Raw genomic sequence first — 23,419 nt, forward strand, 5'->3', positions numbered from 1 at the left:
TTAGTTCCTCTCCACTTTTACGTTTCTAGCTAATTGGTAATTATAACTTATTACGATTGAAGTCATCTATCCTTATCTTTCAAAAAATGATCAATCTTAGCCATCATGAGCTTGTGCTCGTATATTTTACAGATATCACGAGCTTGTAAATAATAGTCAAGAATTTCATCGTGCTTTAAAAAATCTTTTCCGGCATTTGCAACGATAGTTAAAAGAGGCGCCAGCTGATAACTGGTCTCTTTTTGTTTACAAAAGTCAATGGTTTCTAAGGCTTCTTGGACGGCTTCTAATTCCTTCCCTTTAGAGTGTAAATAATAGGCGAAATTATGTTTAACTCGAATATAACCAAATAAATACTCTTGGTGGTTTAAATCTTTTTCCTGATACAAACTGATAAGAAGTGAGTTATTTTCTTCGTATTCTGCATCACGCCCTACAGAAAAATAAAAATTAGATAAAGTATTGAGGAGTTTAAGATACACAGATGAGCTGACCGAAAGCTTTGGCAAAGCGTTTTCTAGACTGGCGATAGCTTCATCTTTGGAACTATGTAAGTAGAAAAGGATAATCGCTTGAATCCATAGAAGATAAAATTCATCCTCAGTAGACAGATACTGATACTTTTCTTTTTCTAAGTTTAAGAGGTATTCTAAATCCTCGTAATTACGATCTTCAAGTAATTTTTCTGCTAATTTCTTAAACGGTGCTATATTGGAAGTCATTTCAATCTGTTCATCGAAAAAATAATCTAAGGGAACTTGAAGCCGATTTGCAAGTTTATAGAGTAAATCAGCAGCAGGCATATAGTTACCACGTTCTATTTTGCTGATTTGGCTTTGCTCACAAATTCCTTCGGAAAGTGTTTTTTGTGAGAATCCTTTTTCTTTTCTCTTGGCTTTTAGTTTATCAGATAATATGCTCATCTTTAAACCTTCTTTAAATAAATTTACGATTAATTATATACTTTTAATCTCTATTTTTCAACTTTCTAAAACAAAAATAGTCATAAAGAAATAAAATAAAAAAAAGATGACGAAAAGAATAATTTTTGTTGACAAAGAATATTTAAAGTAGTACACTTACAAGTGTAAAGATAAGAAAAAGGTGGTTAATATGAGTATTTTAGTAAAGCTTCGTAAAATCATTTTGATATGTCCTTTTTAGGATTGTTTGGAAGCGGTTTCTTTTTTAGAGGAACCTGTAAATCAATCACAATATATCTGGGACTCGAAAATTATACAACAAGCTGCAACAACTAGTTGAGTTGATCTGTACTGGCGGATTGATTTGTTAAACTTTTTGTGGAGTAACATTTATACAATGGATCGTGTCACAGATTGAAGAGCTTAAAGGGGGCTTGTAAGTTTGATATACTCTATTATATATCTTAATGTGGGTGTATGAATGTTCGGAGGAGAATTAAAATGAGAAATCCAGTAATACAGACATTTAATTTATCAAAATCCTATGATGGGAAAATTGTCTTAGATAGGATAGATTTTACATTAAGACAGGGAGAAATCTATGGCTTACTAGGAAGAAATGGTGCTGGAAAGACAACATTTATCAAGGCTATTTTAGGCTTGACAGCGATGGATAGTGGTGAAGTGAATATTCTATCTGAAAAACTGTTGGGGGAATTTTCTAAAGACTTGCTATCTCAAATCGGTGTGGTATTGGATAGTGCTTCTTTTTATCCTAATTTAACGGGACCTGAAAATCTCTCTATTTTTGCAAGATTGAGAGGAATTTCTCTAAAACAGGTAGAGCAAGCTTTACAAGTAGTAGGATTAGATGGGGAAAATAAAAAACAATTCAAGCAGTATTCTCTGGGGATGAAGCAAAGGTTAGCAATTGCTAACGCTATTATGCACCAGCCGAAAATTCTGATATTAGATGAACCAACAAATGGTTTGGATCCTATTGGTATCCTTGAAATGCGCCGTTATCTAAAGGAACTCAGTACCAATCATGGCATTTCGATTTTAATATCCAGCCACATTATTTCAGAACTTGAAAAGCTTGTAGATAGAGTTGGGATACTGCATGATTCCCACCTTATGGCTGAAAAGACTATGAAGGAATTAATAGATGGTGCAGATAAAAGGAAAATCCACCTAATTGTTTCGGATGCTCCTCAAGCTAAGGAAGTGCTTTGCAGGATAAATCTGCAAGAACAGATTAGTATTCTTTCGGATATAGAACTTGAACTTCAGGGAGAATCACCTACTTTTGACATTGCAGTCGTATCTAACTCCTTAAAAGACAACGGAATAGTTTTAAAAGAATATTCTTATAAAAACAATGAAAGTTTAGAGGATTACTTTAAGCGAGTAACAGGAGGTGAGGGAATTGCTTGATTTAGTGAAGATTGAATTTCTCAAACAAAGGCATCAAAAACTGAATTTTATCGTATATGGTGTTGTTTCCCTCTACCTAGCTCTCATCTGTTATTATGTAAATGATGCGAGAGGCTTGTTTGACTTCTTTCCCTTTGTCTATAAATTTTCTTTGTCTTATTTAAACTTTTTGATTCTCCCTTTGTATTGTGTTTCCTATACAATACAGGCATTTGGTGTAGAATATCGCTATCGCATCATGAACAACTTGAAACTCGCTTCAGCAAATCTAATGAAGACATTCTGGGCTAAGATTTTGTATATAGAAATCAACGCTCTGTGTATCATGTTATTCACCTATATTTCGGTTTCCTTATTCGCACTACTATCCCGCTTTTCTTCGACAGTCAGTTTGTCTTTATTATTAAGATTTTTCTATCTTTGTATGAGTAGTGGTATCTTAATTCCCATGGGAGTATTTCCTTTAGTTGCTTTGGTCATGATAAAAGTCAGAGGCAAGGAGATAGTTGGGAATTTGGTCGGTGTCATGTATGTTTTAGTGTCATTTTTTTTAGCAAGGACGAGTCCAAATATCAGTCCAGTAACAAGTGCTAACAGTTTAATCTGGGAAGGAAATAGAGAAGGAGTGGTGCTTCAACAGCCAGCTATCTTATCGATTGTTATACTAGGTTTATCTTTACTTGTTTTGTCTTTCTTGTCCATTAAATCTTGGTTAAGAAAGGTGGATGAATAAATGTTGATGCTAGAATTGACTAAACTAAGAAGGCGAAAGATACTGTATATGATTCCCTTTGTAGCCATCCTGCTCTTTTTGTTAGAGTTTATGATTGGTCATCAGATTTATCAAGGGCATTCGTACGGTAGTGTGAATGGCTGGTATGTAGAAAATGGTTTCTTCTTTTTGAACTACTATTTTCTCCTCCCTTTTGCGAGTATGATTTTAGTGGATTTGATAAGAATAGAACAAGTGTCTAAAACGATTTCAAATCTCAGACTGATTCCTGTCGATTTGAAACAATTACTCCAAGCGAAGTTTATGCTTGCTTTGTTGATTAATCTACTAGTCAGTGAATTCACTTTTTTGGCTATGCTGGTCCTAGAGTTAATGGATGGTGATTTTGCTTTCTCTAGTCTTGCAATGTTATCTTGGGGACTTGTTTATGGAGCAATTGCTTTTGCTTATACACTGTCTGCTGGTATTATTGTCCTCTTCTTAGGAAAATATCGGAAGGAACTTATCCTTGCCCTACCACTTGCCTTTTTATTGTCATTTGCAGGTTTGTTTGCTTTAACAACGGTTGTTGGGCGGTATTATCTGGCAAATTTACTACTAATCATTATGGAGGAATTCACGGTTTTAACAGTTTCTGTATATGCAATTTGGTTGGTTACCTTGGTGGCATGTCTCCTTTATTTGTTGGCAGATAAACGCATGATGAACATTATTTTTGCTTATAAATGACAAGCTGAGTAGATGAGGATATAAACCTTTGACAAAATTTGTGAACTATGGGATAATAAAAAGAAATTGAGTACTAGTTCTATATCATAGGCTAGAAAAGACCCCAAGCTCACGACCAAATAAGCTTGGGGTCTTTTTGACACTATTTGTCCTTGTTTAGCCATTTATCGACTAATCGAAGAACGACACCGACCACAATTGGTCCGATGATAGTTTTGAGTACTAATTCCATCATGGGCTATCTCACCTCCTTTCGTAGGCGGTGTAGCAGTGCCGTAGAATGTTATACCACATAGGTGCTAAACTCTGGAGTCACCCAATCGGGTGGCTTTTTTGTTTGTGGCTTGGATTTTTGATATAATAGAGCCATGAGTAGAATTTTAGATAATGAGATAATGGGGGATGAGGAGTTAGTAGAACGCACACTCCGTCCTCAGTACTTACGTGAATATATTGGGCAGGACAAGGTCAAGGACCAGCTCCAGATCTTTATCGAAGCTGCCAAAATGCGGGATGAGGCGCTGGATCATGTGCTCTTATTTGGCCCTCCAGGCTTGGGAAAAACGACCATGGCTTTTGTAATTGCTAACGAACTGGGAGTAAATCTCAAGCAGACTTCGGGTCCAGTCATTGAAAAAGCCGGTGATCTGGTAGCAATTTTGAATGACTTAGAGCCTGGGGATGTCCTTTTTATTGATGAGATTCATCGCTTGCCCATATCTGTGGAAGAGGTGCTTTATAGTGCTATGGAGGACTTTTACATTGATATCATGATTGGGGCTGGTGAAGGCAGTCGCAGTGTTCATTTGGAGTTGCCACCTTTTACCTTGATTGGTGCGACGACTCGGGCAGGTATGCTTTCTAATCCTCTGAGAGCACGTTTTGGAATTACAGGTCATATGGAGTATTATGCTCATGCTGACTTGACAGAAATTGTCGAGCGGACGGCAGATATTTTTGAGATGGAAATCACTCATGAGGCAGCGTCTGAGTTGGCTTTGCGCAGTCGTGGGACTCCTCGTATTGCCAATCGTCTCCTCAAGCGCGTGCGCGATTTTGCCCAGATAATGGGGAATGGGGTGATCGATGATCTTATTACTGATAAGGCTTTGACTATGCTGGATGTTGACCATGAAGGTCTGGACTATGTGGACCAGAAAATCCTTCGCACCATGATTGAGATGTACGGTGGTGGTCCTGTTGGTCTAGGAACTCTTTCTGTTAACATAGCAGAAGAGCGTGAGACAGTTGAAGACATGTATGAGCCCTACTTGATTCAAAAAGGTTTTATCATGCGGACACGTTCTGGACGGGTGGCGACTGCTAAGGCATATGAGCATTTAGGGTATGAATATATTGAAAAATAAGACTGAAATTTTAGACTCTTTCAGAGAAAATCCGGATATGATGGCTATTTTGACTATCATCCGAAACCTTGGTCTGAAAGATTCTTGGTTGGCAGCAGGTTCTGTCAGAAATTTTATCTGGAATCTCTTGTCAGACAGACCAGCATTTGATCTTGAAACAGATGTAGATGTGATTTTCTTTGATCCGGATATTTCTTATGAGGAAACCTTGTTCCTAGAGAAAAAGTTGAGAGCGGATTTTCCTCAGTATCAGTGGGAATTGAAAAATCAGGTCTATATGCACCAGCACAGCCCTCATACTGCTCCCTATAGCAGCTCTTGTGATGCTATGAGTAAGTATCCAGAACGATGTACGGCTGTTGGACTGCGCTTGAATGAAGAATCCGTTTTGGAACTCTTTACTCCATACGGTTTGGAGGATATTTTGAATTTTCAAGTTCGTCCAACTCCTCATTTTTTCGAGAATGAAGACCGAATGGTTCTCTATCAAACACGATTATCCAAGAAAAATTGGCAGGAGAAATGGAAAAATTTGATTTTTAAAAATACTTAAGGAAACTTTAAGCTAGGAAGTGTATACTAAGTTCATAAGTTAAGAAGACCTTAACTTAAACTCCTAAAACTTTTTCATAATAATCTCCCTATAAAAAATAGAGTCGCCCAATCAGGCGGCTTATTTTTTTGAAAAATGGGCTTTGTGCCTGAGAATAATACTCAATGAAAATCAAAGAGCAAACTAGGAAGCTAGCCGCAGGCTGTACTTGAGTACGGCAAGGTGAATCTGACGTGGTTTGAATTTGATTTTCGAAGAGTATAAATAGCTTAGTGATAGAAGAAAATAGGGAAATATGGTATAATGAAACGATAGATTTTTGGATAGGAATAAGATCATGTTTGGATTTTTTAAGAAAGATAAGGCTGTGGAAGTAGAGGTTCCGACACAGGTTCCTGCTCATATCGGCATCATCATGGATGGCAATGGCCGTTGGGCTAAAAAACGTATGCAACCGCGAGTTTTTGGACACAAGGCGGGCATGGAAGCATTGCAAACTGTGACCAAGGCAGCCAACAAACTAGGCGTTAAGGTTATTACGGTCTATGCTTTTTCTACAGAAAACTGGACCCGTCCAGATCAGGAAGTCAAGTTTATCATGAACTTGCCAGTAGAGTTTTATGATAATTATGTCCCGGAACTGCATGCGAATAATGTTAAGATTCAAATGATTGGGGAGACAGACCGCCTGCCTAAGCAAACTTTTGAAGCTCTGACCAAGGCTGAGGAATTAACTAAGAACAACACAGGATTAATTCTTAATTTTGCCCTCAACTATGGTGGACGTGCTGAGATTACACAGGCTCTTAAGTTGATTTCTCAGGATGTTTTAGATGCCAAAATCAACCCAGGTGACATCACAGAGGAATTGATTGGTAATTATCTTTTTACCCAGCATTTACCTAAGGACTTACGAGATCCAGACTTGATTATCCGTACTAGTGGAGAATTGCGTTTGAGCAATTTCCTTCCATGGCAGGGAGCCTACAGTGAGCTCTATTTTACGGATACCTTGTGGCCTGATTTTGACGAGGCGGCCTTGCAGGAAGCCATTCTTGCCTACAATCGTCGTCATCGTCGATTTGGAGGAGTTTAGGAGGAAATATGACACAGGATTTACAGAAAAGAACCTTGTTTGCAGGGATTGCCCTGGCTATTTTCCTACCAATTTTAATGATTGGTGGACTCTTGCTTCAGATAGCAATTGGAATCATAGCCATGCTAGCCATGCATGAACTTTTGAAGATGAGAGGTCTAGAGACCATGACGATGGAGGGCCTCTTAACCCTCTTTGCAACCTTTGCTTTGACCATTCCCTTGGAGAATTACCTGACTTTTTTGCCAGTTGATGGGAATGTGGTTGCCTACAGTGTTTTGATTTCAATTATGTTAGGAACAACTGTTTTTAGCAAGTCTTATACGATTGAGGACGCTGTTTTCCCTCTTGCTATGAGTTTCTATGTAGGCTTTGGATTTAATGCTTTACTAGATGCTCGCGTTGCAGGTTTAGATAAGGCTCTATTGGCCTTGTGTATCGTCTGGGCTACCGACAGTGGTGCCTATCTTGCTGGGATGAACTTTGGGAAACGGAAACTGGCTCCGACAGTTTCTCCAAATAAAACCTTTGAGGGTGCCTTGGGTGGTATTTTAGGTGCTATTTTAGTAACCATCATCTTTATGATGTTTGACAGTACAGTTGCTCTTCCGTATGGAATTTACAAGATGTCAGTCTTTGCTATTTTCTTTAGCATTGCTGGACAATTTGGTGATTTACTAGAAAGTTCGATCAAGCGTCACTTTGGTGTCAAGGATTCTGGGAAATTTATTCCTGGACATGGTGGTGTTTTGGATCGTTTCGATAGTATGTTGCTTGTATTTCCAATTATGCACTTGTTTGGACTCTTTTAATCAAAAGACGGAGGAAATACTATGCTCGGAATTTTAACCTTTATTCTGGTTTTTGGGATTATTGTAGTGGTGCACGAGTTCGGACATTTCTACTTTGCCAAGAAATCAGGGATTCTAGTGCGTGAATTTGCCATCGGTATGGGACCCAAGATCTTTGCTCATATTGGCAAGGATGGAACGGCCTATACCATTCGAATCTTGCCTCTGGGAGGCTACGTTCGCATGGCCGGTTGGGGTGATGATACAACTGAAATCAAGACAGGAACTCCTGTCAGTTTGACGCTTACTGATGATGGTAAGGTTAAACGCATCAATCTCTCAGGTAAAAAATTGGATCAAACAGCTCTTCCTATGCAGGTGACCCAATTTGACTTTGAAGACAAGCTCTTTATCAAAGGACTGGTTCTGGAAGAAGAAAAAACATTTGCAGTGGATCACGATGCAACGGTTGTGGAAACAGACGGTACTGAGGTTCGGATTGCACCTTTAGATGTTCAATATCAAAATGCGACTATCTGGGGGAAACTCATTACTAATTTTGCAGGTCCTATGAACAACTTTATCTTAGGGGTTGTTGTTTTCTGGATTTTAATCTTCATGCAGGGTGGTGTCAGAGATGTCGATACCAACCAGTTCCATATTATGCCCCAAGGGGCCTTGGCTAAGGTGGGAGTACCAGAAACGGCACAAATTACCAAAATTGGCTCACATGAGGTTAGCAACTGGGAAAGTTTGATTCAGGCTGTGGAATCAGAAACCAAAGATAAGACGGCCCCGACCTTGGATGTGACTATTTCTGAAAATGGTAGTGACAAACAAGTCACTGTTAGTCCGGAAGAAAGTCAAGGCCGTTACCTTCTAGGTGTTCAACCGGGGATTAAGTCAGATTTTGTATCTATGTTTGTAGGTGGTTTTACAACTGCTGCTGACTCGGCCCTCCGAATTCTCTCAGAACTGAAAAATCTGATTTTCCAACCGGATTTGAACAAGCTAGGTGGACCTGTTGCCATCTTTAAGGCAAGTAGTGATGCTGCTAAAAATGGAATTGAGAATGTCTTGTACTTCTTGGCAATAATTTCCATCAATATTGGGATTTTTAATCTTATTCCGATTCCAGCCCTGGATGGTGGTAAGATTGTGCTCAATATCCTAGAAGCCATTCGCCGCAAACCATTGAAACAAGAAATTGAAACCTATGTCACCTTGGCCGGAGTGGTCATCATGGTTGTCTTGATGATTGCTGTGACCTGGAATGACATCATGCGACTCTTTTTTAGATAATCGAGGAATATTATGAAACAAAGTAAAATGCCTATCCCAACGCTTCGCGAAATGCCAAGCGATGCTCAAGTTATCAGCCACGCTCTTATGTTGCGAGCTGGTTATGTTCGCCAAGTTTCAGCAGGCGTTTATTCTTACCTACCACTTGCTAACCGTGTGATTGAAAAAGCTAAAAACATCATGCGCCAAGAATTCGACAAGATTGGTGCCGTTGAGATGTTGGCTCCTGCCCTTCTTAGTGCAGAATTGTGGCGCGAATCAGGTCGTTATGAAACTTATGGTGAAGACCTTTACAAACTAAAAAACCGTGAAAAATCAGACTTTATCCTAGGTCCAACTCACGAAGAAACCTTTACAGCTATTGTCCGTGATTCTGTTAAGTCTTACAAGCAATTGCCGCTTAACCTTTATCAAATCCAGCCTAAGTATCGTGATGAAAAACGCCCACGTAATGGACTACTCCGTACACGTGAGTTTATCATGAAAGATGCTTACAGTTTCCACGCTAACTATGATAGCTTGGACAGTGTTTACGATGAGTACAAGGCTGCTTATGAGCGTATTTTCACTCGTAGTGGTTTAGATTTCAAGGCTATCATCGGTGACGGTGGAGCCATGGGTGGTAAGGACAGCCAAGAATTTATGGCTATTACACCTGCTCGTACAGACCTTGACCGATGGGTTGTTTTGGACAAGTCAGTTACCTCATTTGATGAAATTCCTGCAGAAGTGCAAGAAGAAATCAAGGCAGAATTGCTCAAATGGATGGTTTCTGGTGAAGATACCATTGCCTACTCAAGTGAGTCTAGCTATGCTGCTAACTTAGAAATGGCAACAAACGAGTACAAACCAAGCAACCGTGTTGTCGCTGAAGAAGAAGTGACTCGTGTCGCAACACCAGATGTTAAATCAATTGATGAAGTTGCAGCCTTCCTAAACGTTCCAGAAGAACAAGCGATCAAAACCCTCTTCTACATGGCAGATGGTGAGCTTGTTGCAGCCCTTCTAGTTGGAAATGACCAGCTCAATGAAGTTAAGTTGAAGAACCACTTGGGAGCAGATTTCTTCGACGTTGCTAGCGAAGAAGAAGTGGCAAATGTTGTTCAAGCAGGTTTTGGTTCACTTGGTCCAGTTGGTTTGCCAGAGAATGTTAAAATCATCGCAGACCGTAAGGTGCAAGATGTTCGCAATGCAGTTGTCGGTGCTAACGAAGATGGCTACCACTTGACTGGTGTGAACCCAGGTCGTGATTTTACTGCAGAATATGTGGATATCCGCGAAGTTCGTGAGGGTGAAATTTCTCCAGACGGACAAGGTGTCCTTAACTTTGCGCGTGGTATCGAAATTGGTCACATCTTCAAACTCGGCACTCGCTATTCAGCAAGCATGGGAGCAGATGTTTTGGATGAAAATGGCCGTGCTGTGCCAATTATCATGGGATGTTACGGTATCGGTGTCAGCCGTCTCCTTTCAGCAGTGATGGAGCAACACGCTCGCCTCTTTGTTAACAAAACGCCAAAAGGTGAATACCGTTACGCTTGGGGAATCAACTTCCCTAAAGAATTGGCACCATTTGATGTGCACTTGATCACTGTCAATGTCAAGGACGAAGAAGCGCAAGCCTTGACAGAAAAGCTTGAAGCAAGCTTGATGGGAGCAGGTTACGAAGTCTTGACAGATGACCGTAACGAACGTGTCGGAGTTAAATTTAGCGACAGCGACTTGATTGGATTGCCAATCCGTATTACTGTTGGGAAGAAAGCAGCCGATGGCATCGTAGAAGTTAAGATTAAAGCGACTGGTGATACCATAGAAGTTCATGCCGACAACGTGCTCGAAACGCTTGAAATCCTCAGCAAGAAATAAAAACTATAATCAGAAGAAAAACAAGGAAAAAATGTAACTAGTTTTTACCTTGTTTTTTCTGTATAATGGGAAAAATGAGTAGATAAAGAGGTAAATGTATGCTAAGATTTCCAAAGGATTTTGTCTGGGGATCCTCTACTTCTGGACCACAAACAGAAGGACGTGTAGCTGGTGACGGTAAGGGAGATAATCTCTGGGATTATTGGTACCAAGTGGAGCCAAATCGTTACTATAATGGAATTGGTCCAGATAAGACATCGACCTTTTATGAAAATTGGGAACAGGATATCGACCTCTTGTTAGAAACTGGTCACACGGCCTTTCGGACTTCTATTCAGTGGTCACGGATTTTTCCACAAGGGCGTGGGGAAGTCAATCCTCAAGGTGTAGACTTTTACCGTAAGGTTTTTGAGGCTATTAAGGCCAAAGGGATTCGTCTTTTAGTCAATCTTTATCATTTTGATTTACCTTTTGCTCTTCAAGAGGATGGTGATGGTTGGGAAAATAAGGCGACTGTCTCAGCCTATGAAGACTATGCTCGTTTTTGTTTTGAGACTTATGGAGATTTAGTGGATCAATGGATTACCTTTAACGAGCCCATCGTTCCAGTAGAATTTGGTTATTTTTACGATGCCCATTATCCACATAAGGTGGATGCAGAGGCAGCCGTTAAAGTAGCTTATCATACACAATTGGCTAGCAGTCGGGCGGTTAAGGCTTGTCATGAACTTTTGCCAGATTCCAAGATTGGGATTGTCTTAAACTTGACACCGGCTTATCCACGTAGCCAGCATCCTGCTGATGTCAAGGCGGCTCGTATTGCGGACCTTTTTCAGGCCCAATCTTTCTTAGATCCGTCTGTTTTGGGGACTTATCCACAGGAGTTGGTAGAAATCTTGCATGAACACGGTCTCTTACCTGATACTACGGAGGAGGAGTTGAAGCTCATTCGTGACAATACAGTGGACTTCCTTGGTGTCAACTACTATCAACCTTTGCGTGTTATGGCTCCTCGATTTGCTAAGCATCCAGAGAGTCCACTCTTACCAGAACATTTTTACGAGCCTTATGTGATGCCTGGGCGTAAAATCAATCCTCATCGTGGCTGGGAGATTTATGAGCAAGGGATTTATGACATCGCCCAAAATATCAAGGAAAATTATGGTAATATCGAGTGGATGTTGACTGAGAATGGTATGGGTGTTGAAGGGGAAGAAAAATTCCGTCAAGATGGAATGATTCAAGATGATTACCGTATTGACTTTGTAAAAGGTCATCTTCGTGAACTTCACCGTGCTATTGAAGATGGAGCCAACTGTAAAGGATACTTAATCTGGACCTTTATTGATTGCTGGTCATGGCTCAACAGCTATAAAAATCGCTATGGTTTGGTTGAATTAGACTTGAAAACGCAAGAACGTCGTCTGAAGAAATCAGGGCACTGGTTCAAGGAATTAAGCGATAATAATGGATTTTAAAAAGGACTCTGACTGATTATCCTAATTGGTCAGAGTTTTTTGCTAACAGGAGCGTAATTTGAACTATACCAATTTTTACTCTTGACAAGTGAAAGAAACAAGTATATACTGTTTTTGCTGATTCTATAAAAGAGGAATTAGACTATACCAATTTTAAGGAGAAAGCACAGCTGGTCTGTGTCGTATATACTATGTGTGGAATTGTTGGTGTTGTTGGAAACACAAATGCAACTGATATTTTGATTCAAGGGCTTGAAAAGCTCGAATACCGTGGCTATGATTCTGCGGGAATTTTTGTCCTAGGTGGTGCTGAAAACCATCTAGTCAAGGCTGTTGGTCGTATTGCAGAATTGTCTGCCAAGACAGCTGGTGTTGAGGGAACAACTGGTATCGGACATACTCGTTGGGCGACTCATGGGAAACCAACGGAAGACAATGCTCACCCACATCGCTCTGAGACTGAACGTTTTGTTTTGGTGCACAATGGGGTGATTGAGAACTACCTTGAAATCAAGGAAGAATACCTTGCAGGTCACCACTTCAAGGGGCAAACAGACACTGAAATTGCCGTTCACTTGATTGGAAAATTTGCGGAAGAAGAAGGTCTCTCAGTTCTTGAAGCCTTCAAAAAAGCTCTTCACATTATCCGTGGTTCTTATGCCTTTGCTTTGGTTGACTCACAAGATCCTGAAGTCATCTACGTGGCTAAGAATAAATCACCGCTTTTGATTGGTCTTGGGGAAAGCTATAACATGGTCTGCTCAGATGCTATGGCTATGATTCGTGAAACCAACCAATATATGGAAATTCATGACCAAGAGTTGGTCATCGTCAAGGCTGATAGTGTCGAAGTTCAAGACTATGATGGCAATAGTCGTGAGCGTGCTAGCTACACTGCTGAGCTTGATTTGTCAGATATCGGTAAGGGAACTTATCCTTACTACATGCTCAAGGAAATTGACGAGCAGCCAACAGTTATGCGTAAACTCATCCAAGCCTACACAGATGAGGCTGGTCAAGTAGTAGTAGACCCAGCTATCATTAAGTCTGTTCAAGATGCAGACCGTATCTACATCCTTGCAGCTGGAACATCTTACCACGCAGGATTTGCTTCTAAGAAGATGTTGGAAGAATTGACTGATACACCAGTGGAACTTGGAATCTCATCTGAGTGGGGCTACGGTATGCCACTTCTCAGCAAGAAACCACTCTTCATCTTTATCAGTCAGTCTGGTGAAACAGCGGATAGCCGTCAGGTTTTGGTTAAGGCTAATGAAATGGGTATCCCAAGCTTGACAGTGACAAACGTACCAGGCTCAACTCTTTCACGTGAAGCCAACCATACCATGCTCCTTCATGCAGGTCCTGAAATTGCCGTAGCATCAACCAAGGCCTATACAGCACAAATTGCAGCCCTTGCCTTCTTAGCAAAAGCAGTCGGAGAAGCAAATGGCAATGCTAAAGCGCAAGCCTTTGACCTAGTTCATGAGTTGTCAATCGTAGCTCAGTCTATCGAATCAACTCTTTCAGAGAAAGAAACCATTGAAGCCAAGGTTCGTGAGCTTCTTGAAACAACTCGCAATGCTTTTTATATTGGGCGTGGTCAAGATTACTACGTAGCCATGGAAGCAAGTCTCAAACTCAAAGAAATTTCTTACATCCAGTGTGAAGGCTTTGCGGCAGGAGAACTCAAGCACGGAACTATTGCCTTGATTGAAGAAGGAACGCCTGTCTTGGCTCTCTTGTCAGATCCAGTCCTTGCCAACCACACTCGTGGAAATATCCAAGAGGTGGCAGCCCGTGGTGCCAAGGTTCTCACTATCGCAGAAGAAAATGTTGCTAAAGAGACAGACGATATCGTCCTTACGACCGTACATCCATACCTCTCACCAATTTCAATGGTCGTGCCAACGCAATTAGTCGCTTACTTTGCAACACTCCACCGTGGCCTTGATGTGGACAAACCACGTAATCTTGCTAAATCAGTAACTGTAGAATAAGCTAAAAAAGTCTAGTTATCTAGGCTTTTTCTTGTGAGCAAATCGGTTGCTTGTACTTAAGATTCGTGTTAGAATAATTTTTCAAATTGAAGGACAGAGGTAGACAAGGAGAATCGCAATGGTAGAATTGGGAATTTCAACATTTGGGGAAACAACGGAGCTTGAAGGGACTGGGCAAACTTACAGTCATGCTGAACGCATTCGCCAGTTGCTGGCAGAGATTGAACTGGCTGACAAGGTTGGTTTGGATGTGTATGGGATTGGTGAGCACCATCGAGCGGATTTTGCGGTATCAGCCCCAGAGATTATCCTGGCAGCTGGGGCAGTCAATACCAAGAAAATTCGTTTGACTAGTGCGGTCAGCATTCTCTCGAGCATGGATCCGATTCGTTTGTTCCAACAGTATGCCACTATTGATGCTTTGTCAAATGGACGTGCGGAGATTATGGCCGGAAGGGGTTCTTTCACGGAATCTTTTCCCTTGTTTGGCTATGATTTGAAAGACTACGAAGCTCTTTTTGATGAAAAATTAGACTTGCTTCAATTAGTCAATGAAAAGACAAAACTAGATTGGCAAGGTCGATTGACCCAAACAATCTCTGGCAAATAAGTTTATCCTCGTCCAGTTCAGGACAAATTGCCCTTGTGGATAGCGACAGGTGGTCATGTCGAATCAACTGTGAAGATTGCTCAGGCTGGTCTACCGATTGTTTATGCTATTATTGGTGGTAATCCCCGTTATTTTAAAAAGTTGATTCAGGCTTATCGTGAGATTGGTAGCGAAGCGGGTCATGCCAGTCAGGAACTAAAGGTTGGGGCCCATTCTTGGGGTTGGATTGCTGAAGATGGCGAGCAGGCTGTGAAAGATTATTTCCATCCGACTAAGCAAGTGGTGGATGCTATTTCCAAAGACCGTCAGCACTGGCAGGAATTGCGTTATGAGCAATATTTGGAGCAAGTTGGGCCAAATGGTGCTATGTTTGTGGGCAATCCAGATCAGGTGGCCGAAAAAATGATTCGCATGATTGAGGACTTAGGTTTGGACCGCTTTATGTTGCACCTACCTCTTGGTTCTATGCCTTATGAACAAGTCCTGAGAGCTATTGAACTTTTTGGAACGCAAGTGGCTCCAAAAGTACGGGCTTATTTTGCCATAAAAGAGGCTTAATAAAAAATCCTAATCAAGTTTATTATGACGGCAAATATTGTGCAAAAATCAATCCCCCGAGCGTTAAGGCTTGGGGGATAGTTCTATAGGAGGGCTGGTTTAGTTCTCTTTTTTGTTTTTTAGTAAGAAACCGAGACCTAGAAGGGCGAGGAGACTAATTCCTGCAAACAGGAGTTTGTGATTGTTTTTGGTTCCTGTATTTGGTAGTTCAGCTTGTGAATTAGCTGTAGCTTGGTTAGGTTTATTTTCTGCATCAGCTACTTTTGTATCTGGTTTTGCAGAATCAGGTTTAGTTTGTGGAGCTGGAGTTTGCTGTTCCGGTTTGACTACTCGGTTTGACATATTGTCTTGGCTGTTATTTTGACCGTGTTCTTGTTTTAAGCTAGAAAGATCAAATTCTGGTTTTTCTTCCATAGCTGGGGCAACAATGGCACCGCCTTGAGAGACTCGAAGAACAGTAGCTGTAAGGGCATTTAATTTCAAGCCTTTTTCAGTCCACTCAAGTCCTTTCGGGTTGGCAATTCCGACTGGCCCTGCTTGGTTTTCATCTGCTAAAACTTCAGCATTTCTGAGATGTGCAAAGGCAGTTCCCAAATTAAATTCGCGAGCTTTTTCGTCCGCATTGACAAAGACTGCGTAGATATCCCCATTTGGAGCAGTGATTTGGTAGCCAATTACCACGTCCTCTTTTGCCACACCATTTTGGCCTGGAACAGTGATGAGGTGGACACGGTCTTTGATATCTTGGAGACTCTTAAGTCGGAAGGCATCTGTAGATTGACGAAGGGCAATCAAACCTTTCATATAGTCACGGCTCTTGACATTTTCAGGATATGCTTTTCCATCTGTAGCCTTAGTCCAGTCAAACTTGTTAATAGCATCACTCGAATCGTAAGAGTCATGGATGAAGTAAGGATAGTCAAATGGATTGCCGTCCTTATCACGCAACAAGTGAGATTTGTTTGGGACCTTATCCTCTGCTACTGGAGTCTTGTAGGCTGGGTCACGGAATTGTTTAGTACGTCCATATTCCTGACCGGAGTGGATAAACGGAGTTCCTTGAGCTGTCAAGACCATGAGATTTCCAAGTCGCAAACGACGGTGGATTTCAGCATAGTTCTCAGCTTTGCTTGGATCTTTTTTGATAGATTGGGCGATGATGTCAAAGAGGGTCAAGTTATCATGGGCTGCGATGTATTGGATGACATCTCCAGGGCTGTCAGCTTCAAAGTTGGTTGGTTGAGCAATGAGATTTTTGAAGATGGTGTTGATATCACGCTTGCCACCTGTGATAAAGGCAGGTTGGCCTTCGTTTGGATAACCAGACTTGAGGTTGTTACGGATGTCATCTGAAAAGACAGCGACAGTATCGGTATGTTTCATCCAATCTTGGTCAGCAGCTTTAGTAGGCATGTTTTCATCACCAGCATAGGTTCTCCAACCTTCACCAAGCATGATGAGGTTTGGATTGAGGGCGCGTGCAGCCTTGTACGCTTCTTCGATAGAAGCGGCATCATGGTCTCCCATCATATCGAAGCGGAATCCATCTACTTTGTAGGTATCAACTAGATATTTGATAGAGTCAACTAGGAGTCGTTTGGTCATATGGTGGGTTGTTCCCAAGCGTCCACCACCAAAGCTAGTGCGAGGTGTCCCATCAGCATCCATAAAGTGGTAGTAGTTTGGTTCTAAATCTTCAAAGAGATCGACCTTGGCTGTATGGTTGTAAACTACGTCCAGGATAGCTCCCATGCCACGTTTGTGGATTTCGTTGATGAGGTTTTTAAATTCTGCGATTCGTTTTTCTGGATTTTTAGGATCGCTTGAGTACATACCAGTCAATGAGAAGTAGTTTTGAGGGTCATATCCCCAGTTATAGTTGCTGTTGCTTGAAGCATAGTCAGACAAGCGTTCATGGTTTTTCAATTCATTGACAAAGTAGTAAGACAAGACTGGAAGGAGCTGGATGTGGGTCACACCCAAGTCTTTGAGGTAGTCTAGTTTTTCGATAAAGGCTTCAAAGGTACCAAATGGTTTGGTCAAGTCTTTTGCAATGGCAGGATCTGAAGTGAAGTCACGCACATGAGCTTCGTAGATAACGGCATCTTCACGAGTCTTGAAGTTGTGAATCTTACCATAAGTTAAGTCTTGAGGTCCTAGTTTGGCTGGATCTACAAAGGCAGCTTTAGCCACTTTATGGGCATCGTCAATCTTGGCATCGTCACTATTCCAAGCAGCGAGGGACTTAGCGTAAGGATCGAGTGCAAGAACAGTTTTACCCTGACGCTCGATTTGGTATTGATAATAGTATCCAGTGAAATCTGTGATTCCTAATTTGTTTGTGCTATCTAGAGTTTGTTTCCAAGTTCCTCTTTCCCCTTTTTCAAGAGCGACAGTTCCAACCACTTTTTCAGGGTTATTCTTGTCGTAGACAACGACAGAAACCTTATCAGCACTTGGTGACCAAAGGGTCAAATCAACTTGTTTTCCTTCTTCTTTGAGGTCGGCTCCAAGTTTACCATCATAGCTGTATGTCTCATCTTTCAGACGCCAGCTTGTTTTGGTAGTGAATTGGTCAGCGTTGTATCTCACGGTATAAGGATGTTTTGTGTCAGAGAAATCTCCGCTGTAGGTCACTTTCTTACCAGCTTCATCGATTGAAACATCGGTGATAGCTACTTTATTTCCTAGGTGATTAGTGATGTTGGAGTGTTTGAGGATATCTTCTTTTTTAGCACCGACAAGTGTTGAAAAACTACTCTCAATGCTAGAAGTGCCTACGTGTTGGGCTCCTGTCATACGGATATCATGGACATAGTATGGATTTGTGTAAATCGATTCATCATCGTCTTTTAGGAAAATTTGGCTATGATTTTTTAAATCTGTGAACTTATAATCTTCTTTACGGATTTTCACATCGTCTCCTTGTTTGTTTCTGTCTAGTAATAAAAATCCAAGGTCTTTAGCTGCATCTTTGAGTGGAATATCGATATAGCGACCATATTTGCCTGTAGCCGTAAAGTCTGTTCCGTTAGGCCATTCACCACTACTTGGCTCTTTCACATCTCCCCAGTACCAGAGAGACTTTTTATCATAGTTGCCATCTGTGCGGTAGTAGTTGACGCGAATAGTTCCTGCAGGTTGTGGCTCGTAAGAGAAAACCTTGTGATCTTGGTCCAACCAAGCCTCATTCATCTTTGGTGCCAGTTTTTCTACCGATTTATCGCCGGTCAGATTTTTCCCAGCTGTATTATTGATGAGGAAGCTAATTTTCTTGGCTTGCTCTCCCTTTAATTTGATATCTAGGTAATAGCCATAGTCATCTTTTTTGGCATCCTTGAAGGACAAGGCTCCGTTTGGCCAATTTTCAGATGGTTTTTCAACATCGTCCCAAGTCCATAGCCCTTGAGAATCCTTGTTTTCTTCAGGAAGCTTTTTGACATGGATACGGAAGTAGTTGTCTTCTATTGGCTCTTCTGCCTTAGTTTCAGTCGTTACTGGACTCGTAGAAGTAGTTGGTTCACTTGAACGATCTTGTCCGGTTTGTGGGGCTGAATCGGCTGGAGTTGCAGCAGGAGTGGGTACCTCTGTTGCAGGTTTTTCTTCTGTTTTCTTTAGGGAAGCGTTTGCATTTTTAGGCGAAGAAATATCACTTTCGTTCTTGCCAGCGATGTTTGTTGCATCAGTAAGAGGTTGAGTAAGGGAGGTTGTATTTCTGTTGCTGGGTTCGTTAGTGGTTGGTGTATTTTCGTTGGCTGAGATAGTTGGTGTAGCCATGGCAAGCAGAACAAGGCTTGCTCCAATAAGGACAGAACCAGTTCCATTTTTGAGGGAGCGGATGCTGTAAACCATTTTTTTCTCAGTGTGAGATAGTGTTTTTCTCATAATGATTCTCCAATCAATAAATTTCTATATCAGTATAGCACTTAGTAAAATAAGATGCAAGCGTTTTCTTGGAATTAAACTAAAAGAAAAATCGCAACAAATTTTGTTACGATTCAGCCAGTCTTTTTTATAGGAAAAGATTTTGTCAAAAAATTGTTAAACCCCTTGAAAAATCTAGCTAAATAGGGTATAATATGAATAATCATTTGTCGTAGGTTTTGTCTGAAATATTGTCCAGACAAGGCTCACAGCAGTTAAATCTTCTGAAAAAGTCAGATTTAGCTGCTCTTTTTGTGCTTTTTTTCAGGATTTTGAGTACTTGTAACAAAGACTTAAAGGTTCTGAAAATTTATCAAGAGGACACGGTGATAGGGGTTTTTAAAACCATATGACGATTAGAAAAGCCTGATTGACAAGGCTTGGAACTTATTTACAAAGGAGAATCATCTTGGCAGGACATGACGTTCAATACGGGAAACATCGTACCCGTCGTAGTTTTTCAAGAATCAAAGAAGTTCTTGACTTACCAAATTTGATTGAAATTCAAACTGATTCATTCAAAGATTTCCTAGACCATGGTCTTAAGGAAGTGTTTGAAGATGTATTGCCAATTTCAAACTTCACAGACACAATGGAGTTGGAATTTGTTGGATATGAAATCAAGGAACCAAAATATACGCTAGAAGAAGCTCGTATCCACGATGCTAGCTACTCAGCACCAATTTTTGTAACCTTCCGCTTGATCAATAAAGAAACAGGCGAAATCAAAACTCAAGAAGTTTTCTTTGGTGATTTCCCAATCATGACAGAAATGGGTACCTTCATCATCAATGGTGGTGAACGTATCATCGTATCTCAGTTGGTCCGCTCACCAGGTGTTTACTTTAACGATAAAGTTGATAAAAACGGTAAAGTGGGCTACGGTTCAACTGTTATCCCTAACCGTGGAGCTTGGTTGGAACTTGAAAGTGACTCAAAAGATATCGCCTACACTCGTATTGACCGTACTCGTAAGATTCCATTTACAACCTTGGTTCGTGCGCTTGGTTTCTCAGGTGATGATGAAATCTTTGATATCTTTGGTGATAGCGAATTGGTTCGTAATACTGTTGAAAAAGATATCCACAAGAATCCAATGGACTCTCGTACAGACGAAGCCTTGAAAGAAATTTACGAACGCCTTCGTCCAGGTGAGCCTAAGACTGCTGAAAGCTCACGTAGCTTGCTTGTAGCTCGTTTCTTTGACCCACGTCGTTATGACTTGGCAGCTGTCGGTCGTTACAAAATCAATAAAAAACTCAATGTTAAAACACGATTGCTCAACCAAACTATTGCTGAGCCATTGGTAGACCCTGAAACAGGAGAAATCTTAGTAGAAGCTGGAACAATCATGACTCGTAGCGTGATTGAAAGTATTGAAAGCCATTTGGATGGCGACTTGAACAAGATTGTTTACATCCCAAATGATGCAGCGGTTGTGACTGAGCCAGTTGTTCTTCAAAAATTCAAGGTTGTTGCACCAACTGATCCAGACCGTGTTGTAACCATCATCGGTAATGCCAATCCAGATGACAAGGTTCGTATCGTAACTCCTGCAGATATCCTTGCTGAGATGAGCTACTTCCTCAACTTGGCTGAAGGGCTTGGCCGTGTAGATGATATTGACCACCTTGGAAACCGTCGTATCCGTGCGGTTGGTGAATTGCTTGCCAACCAAGTACGTCTTGGACTTTCTCGTATGGAACGTAATGTCCGTGAACGTATGTCTGTTCAGGACAACGAAGTCTTGACACCACAACAAATTATCAATATCCGTCCTGTAACAGCTGCGGTTAAAGAATTCTTTGGTTCATCACAGTTGTCACAGTTCATGGACCAACACAACCCGCTTTCTGAGTTGTCTCACAAACGTCGTTTATCAGCCTTAGGACCTGGTGGTTTGACACGTGACCGCGCTGGATATGAAGTACGTGACGTGCACTACACTCACTACGGCCGTATGTGTCCAATCGAGACCCCTGAAGGACCTAACATCGGTTTGATCAATAACTTGTCATCTTACGGACATTTGAACAAGTATGGTTTTGTTCAAACACCATACCGTAAGGTTGACCGTGAAACAGGTGTTGTCACGAACGAAATCGTTTGGTTGACAGCCGATGAAGAAGATGAATTTACTGTAGCACAGGCTAATTCTCGTCTGAATGAAGATGGAACATTTGCTGAAAAAGTTGTCATGGGTCGTCACCAAGGGGTCAACCAAGAGTATCCAGCTAATGTTGTTGACTACATGGACGTATCACCAAAACAGGTAGTTGCTGTTGCGACAGCATGTATTCCTTTCTTGGAAAACGATGACTCCAACCGTGCCCTTATGGGAGCCAACATGCAACGTCAGGCTGTACCATTGATTAATCCTAAAGCACCTTACGTTGGTACTGGTATGGAATATCAGGCAGCCCACGATTCAGGAGCTGCTGTGATTGCTCAGTATGACGGTAAAGTTACCTATGCAGATGCTGACAAGGTAGAAGTTCGTCGTGAAGATGGTTCATTGGACGTTTACCACATCCAAAAATTCCGTCGTTCAAACTCAGGTACTGCTTACAACCAACGCACTCTCGTAAAAGTTGGCGATGTCGTTGAAAAAGGCGATTTCATCGCTGACGGACCTTCTATGGAAAATGGAGAAATGGCGCTTGGACAAAACCCAATCGTTGCCTACATGACTTGGGAAGGTTACAACTTCGAGGATGCCGTTATCATGAGCGAACGCTTGGTTAAAGACGATGTCTACACATCTGTCCACCTTGAAGAATACGAATCAGAAACACGCGATACAAAGCTTGGACCTGAAGAAATTACTCGTGAAATTCCAAACGTTGGGGAAGACGCTCTTAAAGACCTTGACGAAATGGGTATTATCCGTATCGGTGCTGAGGTTAAAGAAGGTGATATCCTTGTAGGTAAAGTAACACCTAAGGGTGAGAAAGACCTTTCAGCTGAAGAACGTCTCTTGCACGCTATCTTTGGAGACAAGTCTCGTGAAGTGCGTGACACTTCTCTTCGTGTACCACACGGTGCCGATGGTGTCGTTCGTGATGTTAAGATCTTTACACGTGCAAATGGAGATGAATTGCAATCAGGTGTTAATATGCTGGTTCGCGTCTACATCGCTCAAAAACGTAAGATCAAGGTCGGAGATAAGATGGCCGGACGTCACGGAAACAAAGGGGTTGTCTCTCGTATCGTTCCTGTAGAAGACATGCCTTACCTTCCAGACGGAACTCCAGTCGATATCATGTTGAACCCACTTGGGGTGCCATCACGTATGAATATCGGTCAGGTTATGGAGCTTCACCTTGGTATGGCGGCTCGTACTCTTGGTATTCATATCGCAACACCAGTCTTTGACGGAGCAAGTTCTGAAGACCTTTGGTCAACTGTTAAAGAAGCAGGTATGGATAGTGATGCCAAAACGATTCTTTACGATGGACGTACTGGGGAACCGTTTGATAACCGTGTTTCTGTCGGAGTCATGTACATGATCAAACTCCACCACATGGTTGACGATAAATTGCACGCGCGTTCAGTCGGACCTTACTCAACCGTTACCCAACAACCACTCGGAGGTAAAGCTCAGTTTGGTGGACAACGTTTTGGTGAGATGGAGGTTTGGGCTCTTGAAGCCTATGGTGCATCAAATGTCCTTCAAGAAATCTTGACTTACAAGTCTGACGATATCAATGGACGTCTGAAAGCTTATGAAGCCATTACAAAAGGAAAACCAATTCCAAAACCAGGTGTTCCAGAATCCTTCCGAGTTCTTGTCAAAGAATTGCAATCTCTTGGTCTTGACATGCGTGTCCTAGACGAAGATGACCAAGAAGTGGAACTTCGTGACTTGGATGAAGGAATGGACGAAGATGTCATCCACGTAGATGACCTTGAAAAAGCCCGCGAAAAAGCAGCACAAGAGGCTAAAGCAGCCTTTGAAGCTGAAGAAGCTGAGAAAGAAGCAAAAGCGGAAGCAACAGAAGAAGCTGCTGAACAAGAATAAGCAGTTCACTTAGAATAGAAAGGGAAGAAAT

At 41.5% G+C, this 23,419-nt stretch carries 15 protein-coding genes and 1 pseudogene; 13 read left to right on the top strand and 3 right to left on the bottom strand.

The window, feature by feature from the left end; all coding sequences use genetic code 11:
• Positions 1-62 precede the first annotated feature (62 nt).
• Positions 63-923, bottom strand: a complete 861-nt coding sequence (locus D8845_RS02595; RefSeq protein ID WP_064276739.1) for a helix-turn-helix domain-containing protein — start codon at positions 921-923, stop codon at positions 63-65.
• 501 nt (positions 924-1,424) lie between these two features.
• Between D8845_RS02595 and D8845_RS02600 the strand changes: the two genes are divergently transcribed.
• Genes D8845_RS02600 through D8845_RS02610 form a run of 3 tightly spaced genes read left to right on the top strand, consistent with a single transcriptional unit; the run spans position 1,425 to position 3,822 of the window.
• Positions 1,425-2,360: an ABC transporter ATP-binding protein gene (locus D8845_RS02600; RefSeq protein ID WP_064276738.1), complete on the top strand. Its 936-nt coding sequence runs from the start codon at positions 1,425-1,427 to the stop codon at positions 2,358-2,360.
• 4 nt (positions 2,361-2,364) lie between these two features.
• Positions 2,365-3,093: an ABC transporter permease gene (locus D8845_RS02605; RefSeq protein ID WP_260467927.1), complete on the top strand. Its 729-nt coding sequence runs from the start codon at positions 2,365-2,367 to the stop codon at positions 3,091-3,093.
• Complete coding sequence (locus tag D8845_RS02610; RefSeq protein WP_064276736.1) at positions 3,094-3,822, top strand: ABC transporter permease; 729 nt, start codon at positions 3,094-3,096, stop codon at positions 3,820-3,822. It abuts the gene before it with no gap.
• A gap of 142 nt (positions 3,823-3,964) precedes the next feature.
• Here the strand turns inward: D8845_RS02610 and D8845_RS02615 are convergent, their stop codons facing one another.
• Positions 3,965-4,057, bottom strand: a complete 93-nt coding sequence (locus D8845_RS02615) for a type I toxin-antitoxin system Fst family toxin (protein ID WP_000970382.1) — start codon at positions 4,055-4,057, stop codon at positions 3,965-3,967.
• A 133-nt stretch (positions 4,058-4,190) separates the two neighbouring features.
• Between D8845_RS02615 and ruvB the strand changes: the two genes are divergently transcribed.
• The 9 genes and pseudogenes from ruvB to D8845_RS02660 all read left to right on the top strand — a co-directional run bounded on the left by ruvB (position 4,191) and on the right by D8845_RS02660 (position 15,443).
• Positions 4,191-5,189 (top strand): Holliday junction branch migration DNA helicase RuvB, encoded by a 999-nt coding sequence (ruvB, locus tag D8845_RS02620; protein ID WP_125452359.1) that lies wholly within the window; start codon positions 4,191-4,193, stop codon positions 5,187-5,189.
• Positions 5,170-5,742 (top strand): nucleotidyltransferase family protein, encoded by a 573-nt coding sequence (locus D8845_RS02625; RefSeq protein ID WP_125452360.1) that lies wholly within the window; start codon positions 5,170-5,172, stop codon positions 5,740-5,742. The genes ruvB and D8845_RS02625 overlap by 20 nt, the downstream gene beginning before the upstream one ends.
• Positions 5,743-6,079: 337 nt before the next feature.
• Positions 6,080-6,838, top strand: coding sequence for an isoprenyl transferase (locus D8845_RS02630; protein WP_000466719.1), 759 nt, complete (start codon positions 6,080-6,082; stop codon positions 6,836-6,838).
• A gap of 8 nt (positions 6,839-6,846) precedes the next feature.
• Positions 6,847-7,650, top strand: coding sequence for a phosphatidate cytidylyltransferase (locus tag D8845_RS02635; RefSeq protein ID WP_033686268.1), 804 nt, complete (start codon positions 6,847-6,849; stop codon positions 7,648-7,650).
• 21 nt (positions 7,651-7,671) lie between these two features.
• Complete coding sequence (gene rseP, locus D8845_RS02640) at positions 7,672-8,931, top strand: RIP metalloprotease RseP (protein WP_125452361.1); 1,260 nt, start codon at positions 7,672-7,674, stop codon at positions 8,929-8,931.
• 12 nt (positions 8,932-8,943) lie between these two features.
• A complete protein-coding gene (locus D8845_RS02645; RefSeq protein ID WP_125452362.1) occupies positions 8,944-10,797 on the top strand; it encodes a proline--tRNA ligase in 1,854 nt (617 codons plus the stop codon).
• A 98-nt stretch (positions 10,798-10,895) separates the two neighbouring features.
• Positions 10,896-12,275: a 6-phospho-beta-glucosidase gene (gene bglA, locus D8845_RS02650; protein ID WP_125452363.1), complete on the top strand. Its 1,380-nt coding sequence runs from the start codon at positions 10,896-10,898 to the stop codon at positions 12,273-12,275.
• Positions 12,276-12,466: 191 nt separating this feature from the next.
• Complete coding sequence (glmS, locus tag D8845_RS02655) at positions 12,467-14,275, top strand: glutamine--fructose-6-phosphate transaminase (isomerizing) (RefSeq protein ID WP_125452364.1); 1,809 nt, start codon at positions 12,467-12,469, stop codon at positions 14,273-14,275.
• 118 nt (positions 14,276-14,393) lie between these two features.
• A pseudogene (locus D8845_RS02660) lies at positions 14,394-15,443 on the top strand (LLM class flavin-dependent oxidoreductase).
• A 99-nt stretch (positions 15,444-15,542) separates the two neighbouring features.
• Here D8845_RS02660 and D8845_RS02665 read toward each other — a convergent pair.
• A complete protein-coding gene (locus D8845_RS02665; protein WP_125452365.1) occupies positions 15,543-19,328 on the bottom strand; it encodes a pullulanase in 3,786 nt (1,261 codons plus the stop codon).
• A gap of 448 nt (positions 19,329-19,776) precedes the next feature.
• Here D8845_RS02665 and rpoB point away from each other — a divergent pair, with 448 nt between their 5' ends.
• Positions 19,777-23,388, top strand: coding sequence for a DNA-directed RNA polymerase subunit beta (gene rpoB / locus D8845_RS02670; RefSeq protein WP_125392890.1), 3,612 nt, complete (start codon positions 19,777-19,779; stop codon positions 23,386-23,388).
• Positions 23,389-23,419 lie beyond the last annotated feature (31 nt).

The organism is Streptococcus mitis, assembly GCF_003942865.1.
GTDB classification, from domain to species: Bacteria; Bacillota; Bacilli; order Lactobacillales; family Streptococcaceae; genus Streptococcus; species Streptococcus mitis_BI.

What these genes read in the sequence shown, in the direction of transcription:
- D8845_RS02595 (WP_064276739.1), bottom strand. Translation starts at nt 923, where the DNA reads ATGAGCATATTATCTGATAAACTAAAAGCCAAGAGAAAAGAAAAAGGA.
- D8845_RS02600 (WP_064276738.1), top strand. Translation starts at nt 1,425, where the DNA reads ATGAGAAATCCAGTAATACAGACATTTAATTTATCAAAATCCTATGAT.
- D8845_RS02610 (WP_064276736.1), top strand. Translation starts at nt 3,094, where the DNA reads ATGTTGATGCTAGAATTGACTAAACTAAGAAGGCGAAAGATACTGTAT.
- D8845_RS02615 (WP_000970382.1), bottom strand. Translation starts at nt 4,057, where the DNA reads ATGATGGAATTAGTACTCAAAACTATCATCGGACCAATTGTGGTCGGT.
- ruvB (WP_125452359.1), top strand. Translation starts at nt 4,191, where the DNA reads ATGAGTAGAATTTTAGATAATGAGATAATGGGGGATGAGGAGTTAGTA.
- D8845_RS02625 (WP_125452360.1), top strand. Translation starts at nt 5,170, where the DNA reads ATGAATATATTGAAAAATAAGACTGAAATTTTAGACTCTTTCAGAGAA.
- D8845_RS02630 (WP_000466719.1), top strand. Translation starts at nt 6,080, where the DNA reads ATGTTTGGATTTTTTAAGAAAGATAAGGCTGTGGAAGTAGAGGTTCCG.
- D8845_RS02635 (WP_033686268.1), top strand. Translation starts at nt 6,847, where the DNA reads ATGACACAGGATTTACAGAAAAGAACCTTGTTTGCAGGGATTGCCCTG.
- rseP (WP_125452361.1), top strand. Translation starts at nt 7,672, where the DNA reads ATGCTCGGAATTTTAACCTTTATTCTGGTTTTTGGGATTATTGTAGTG.
- D8845_RS02645 (WP_125452362.1), top strand. Translation starts at nt 8,944, where the DNA reads ATGAAACAAAGTAAAATGCCTATCCCAACGCTTCGCGAAATGCCAAGC.
- bglA (WP_125452363.1), top strand. Translation starts at nt 10,896, where the DNA reads ATGCTAAGATTTCCAAAGGATTTTGTCTGGGGATCCTCTACTTCTGGA.
- glmS (WP_125452364.1), top strand. Translation starts at nt 12,467, where the DNA reads ATGTGTGGAATTGTTGGTGTTGTTGGAAACACAAATGCAACTGATATT.
- D8845_RS02665 (WP_125452365.1), bottom strand. Translation starts at nt 19,328, where the DNA reads ATGAGAAAAACACTATCTCACACTGAGAAAAAAATGGTTTACAGCATC.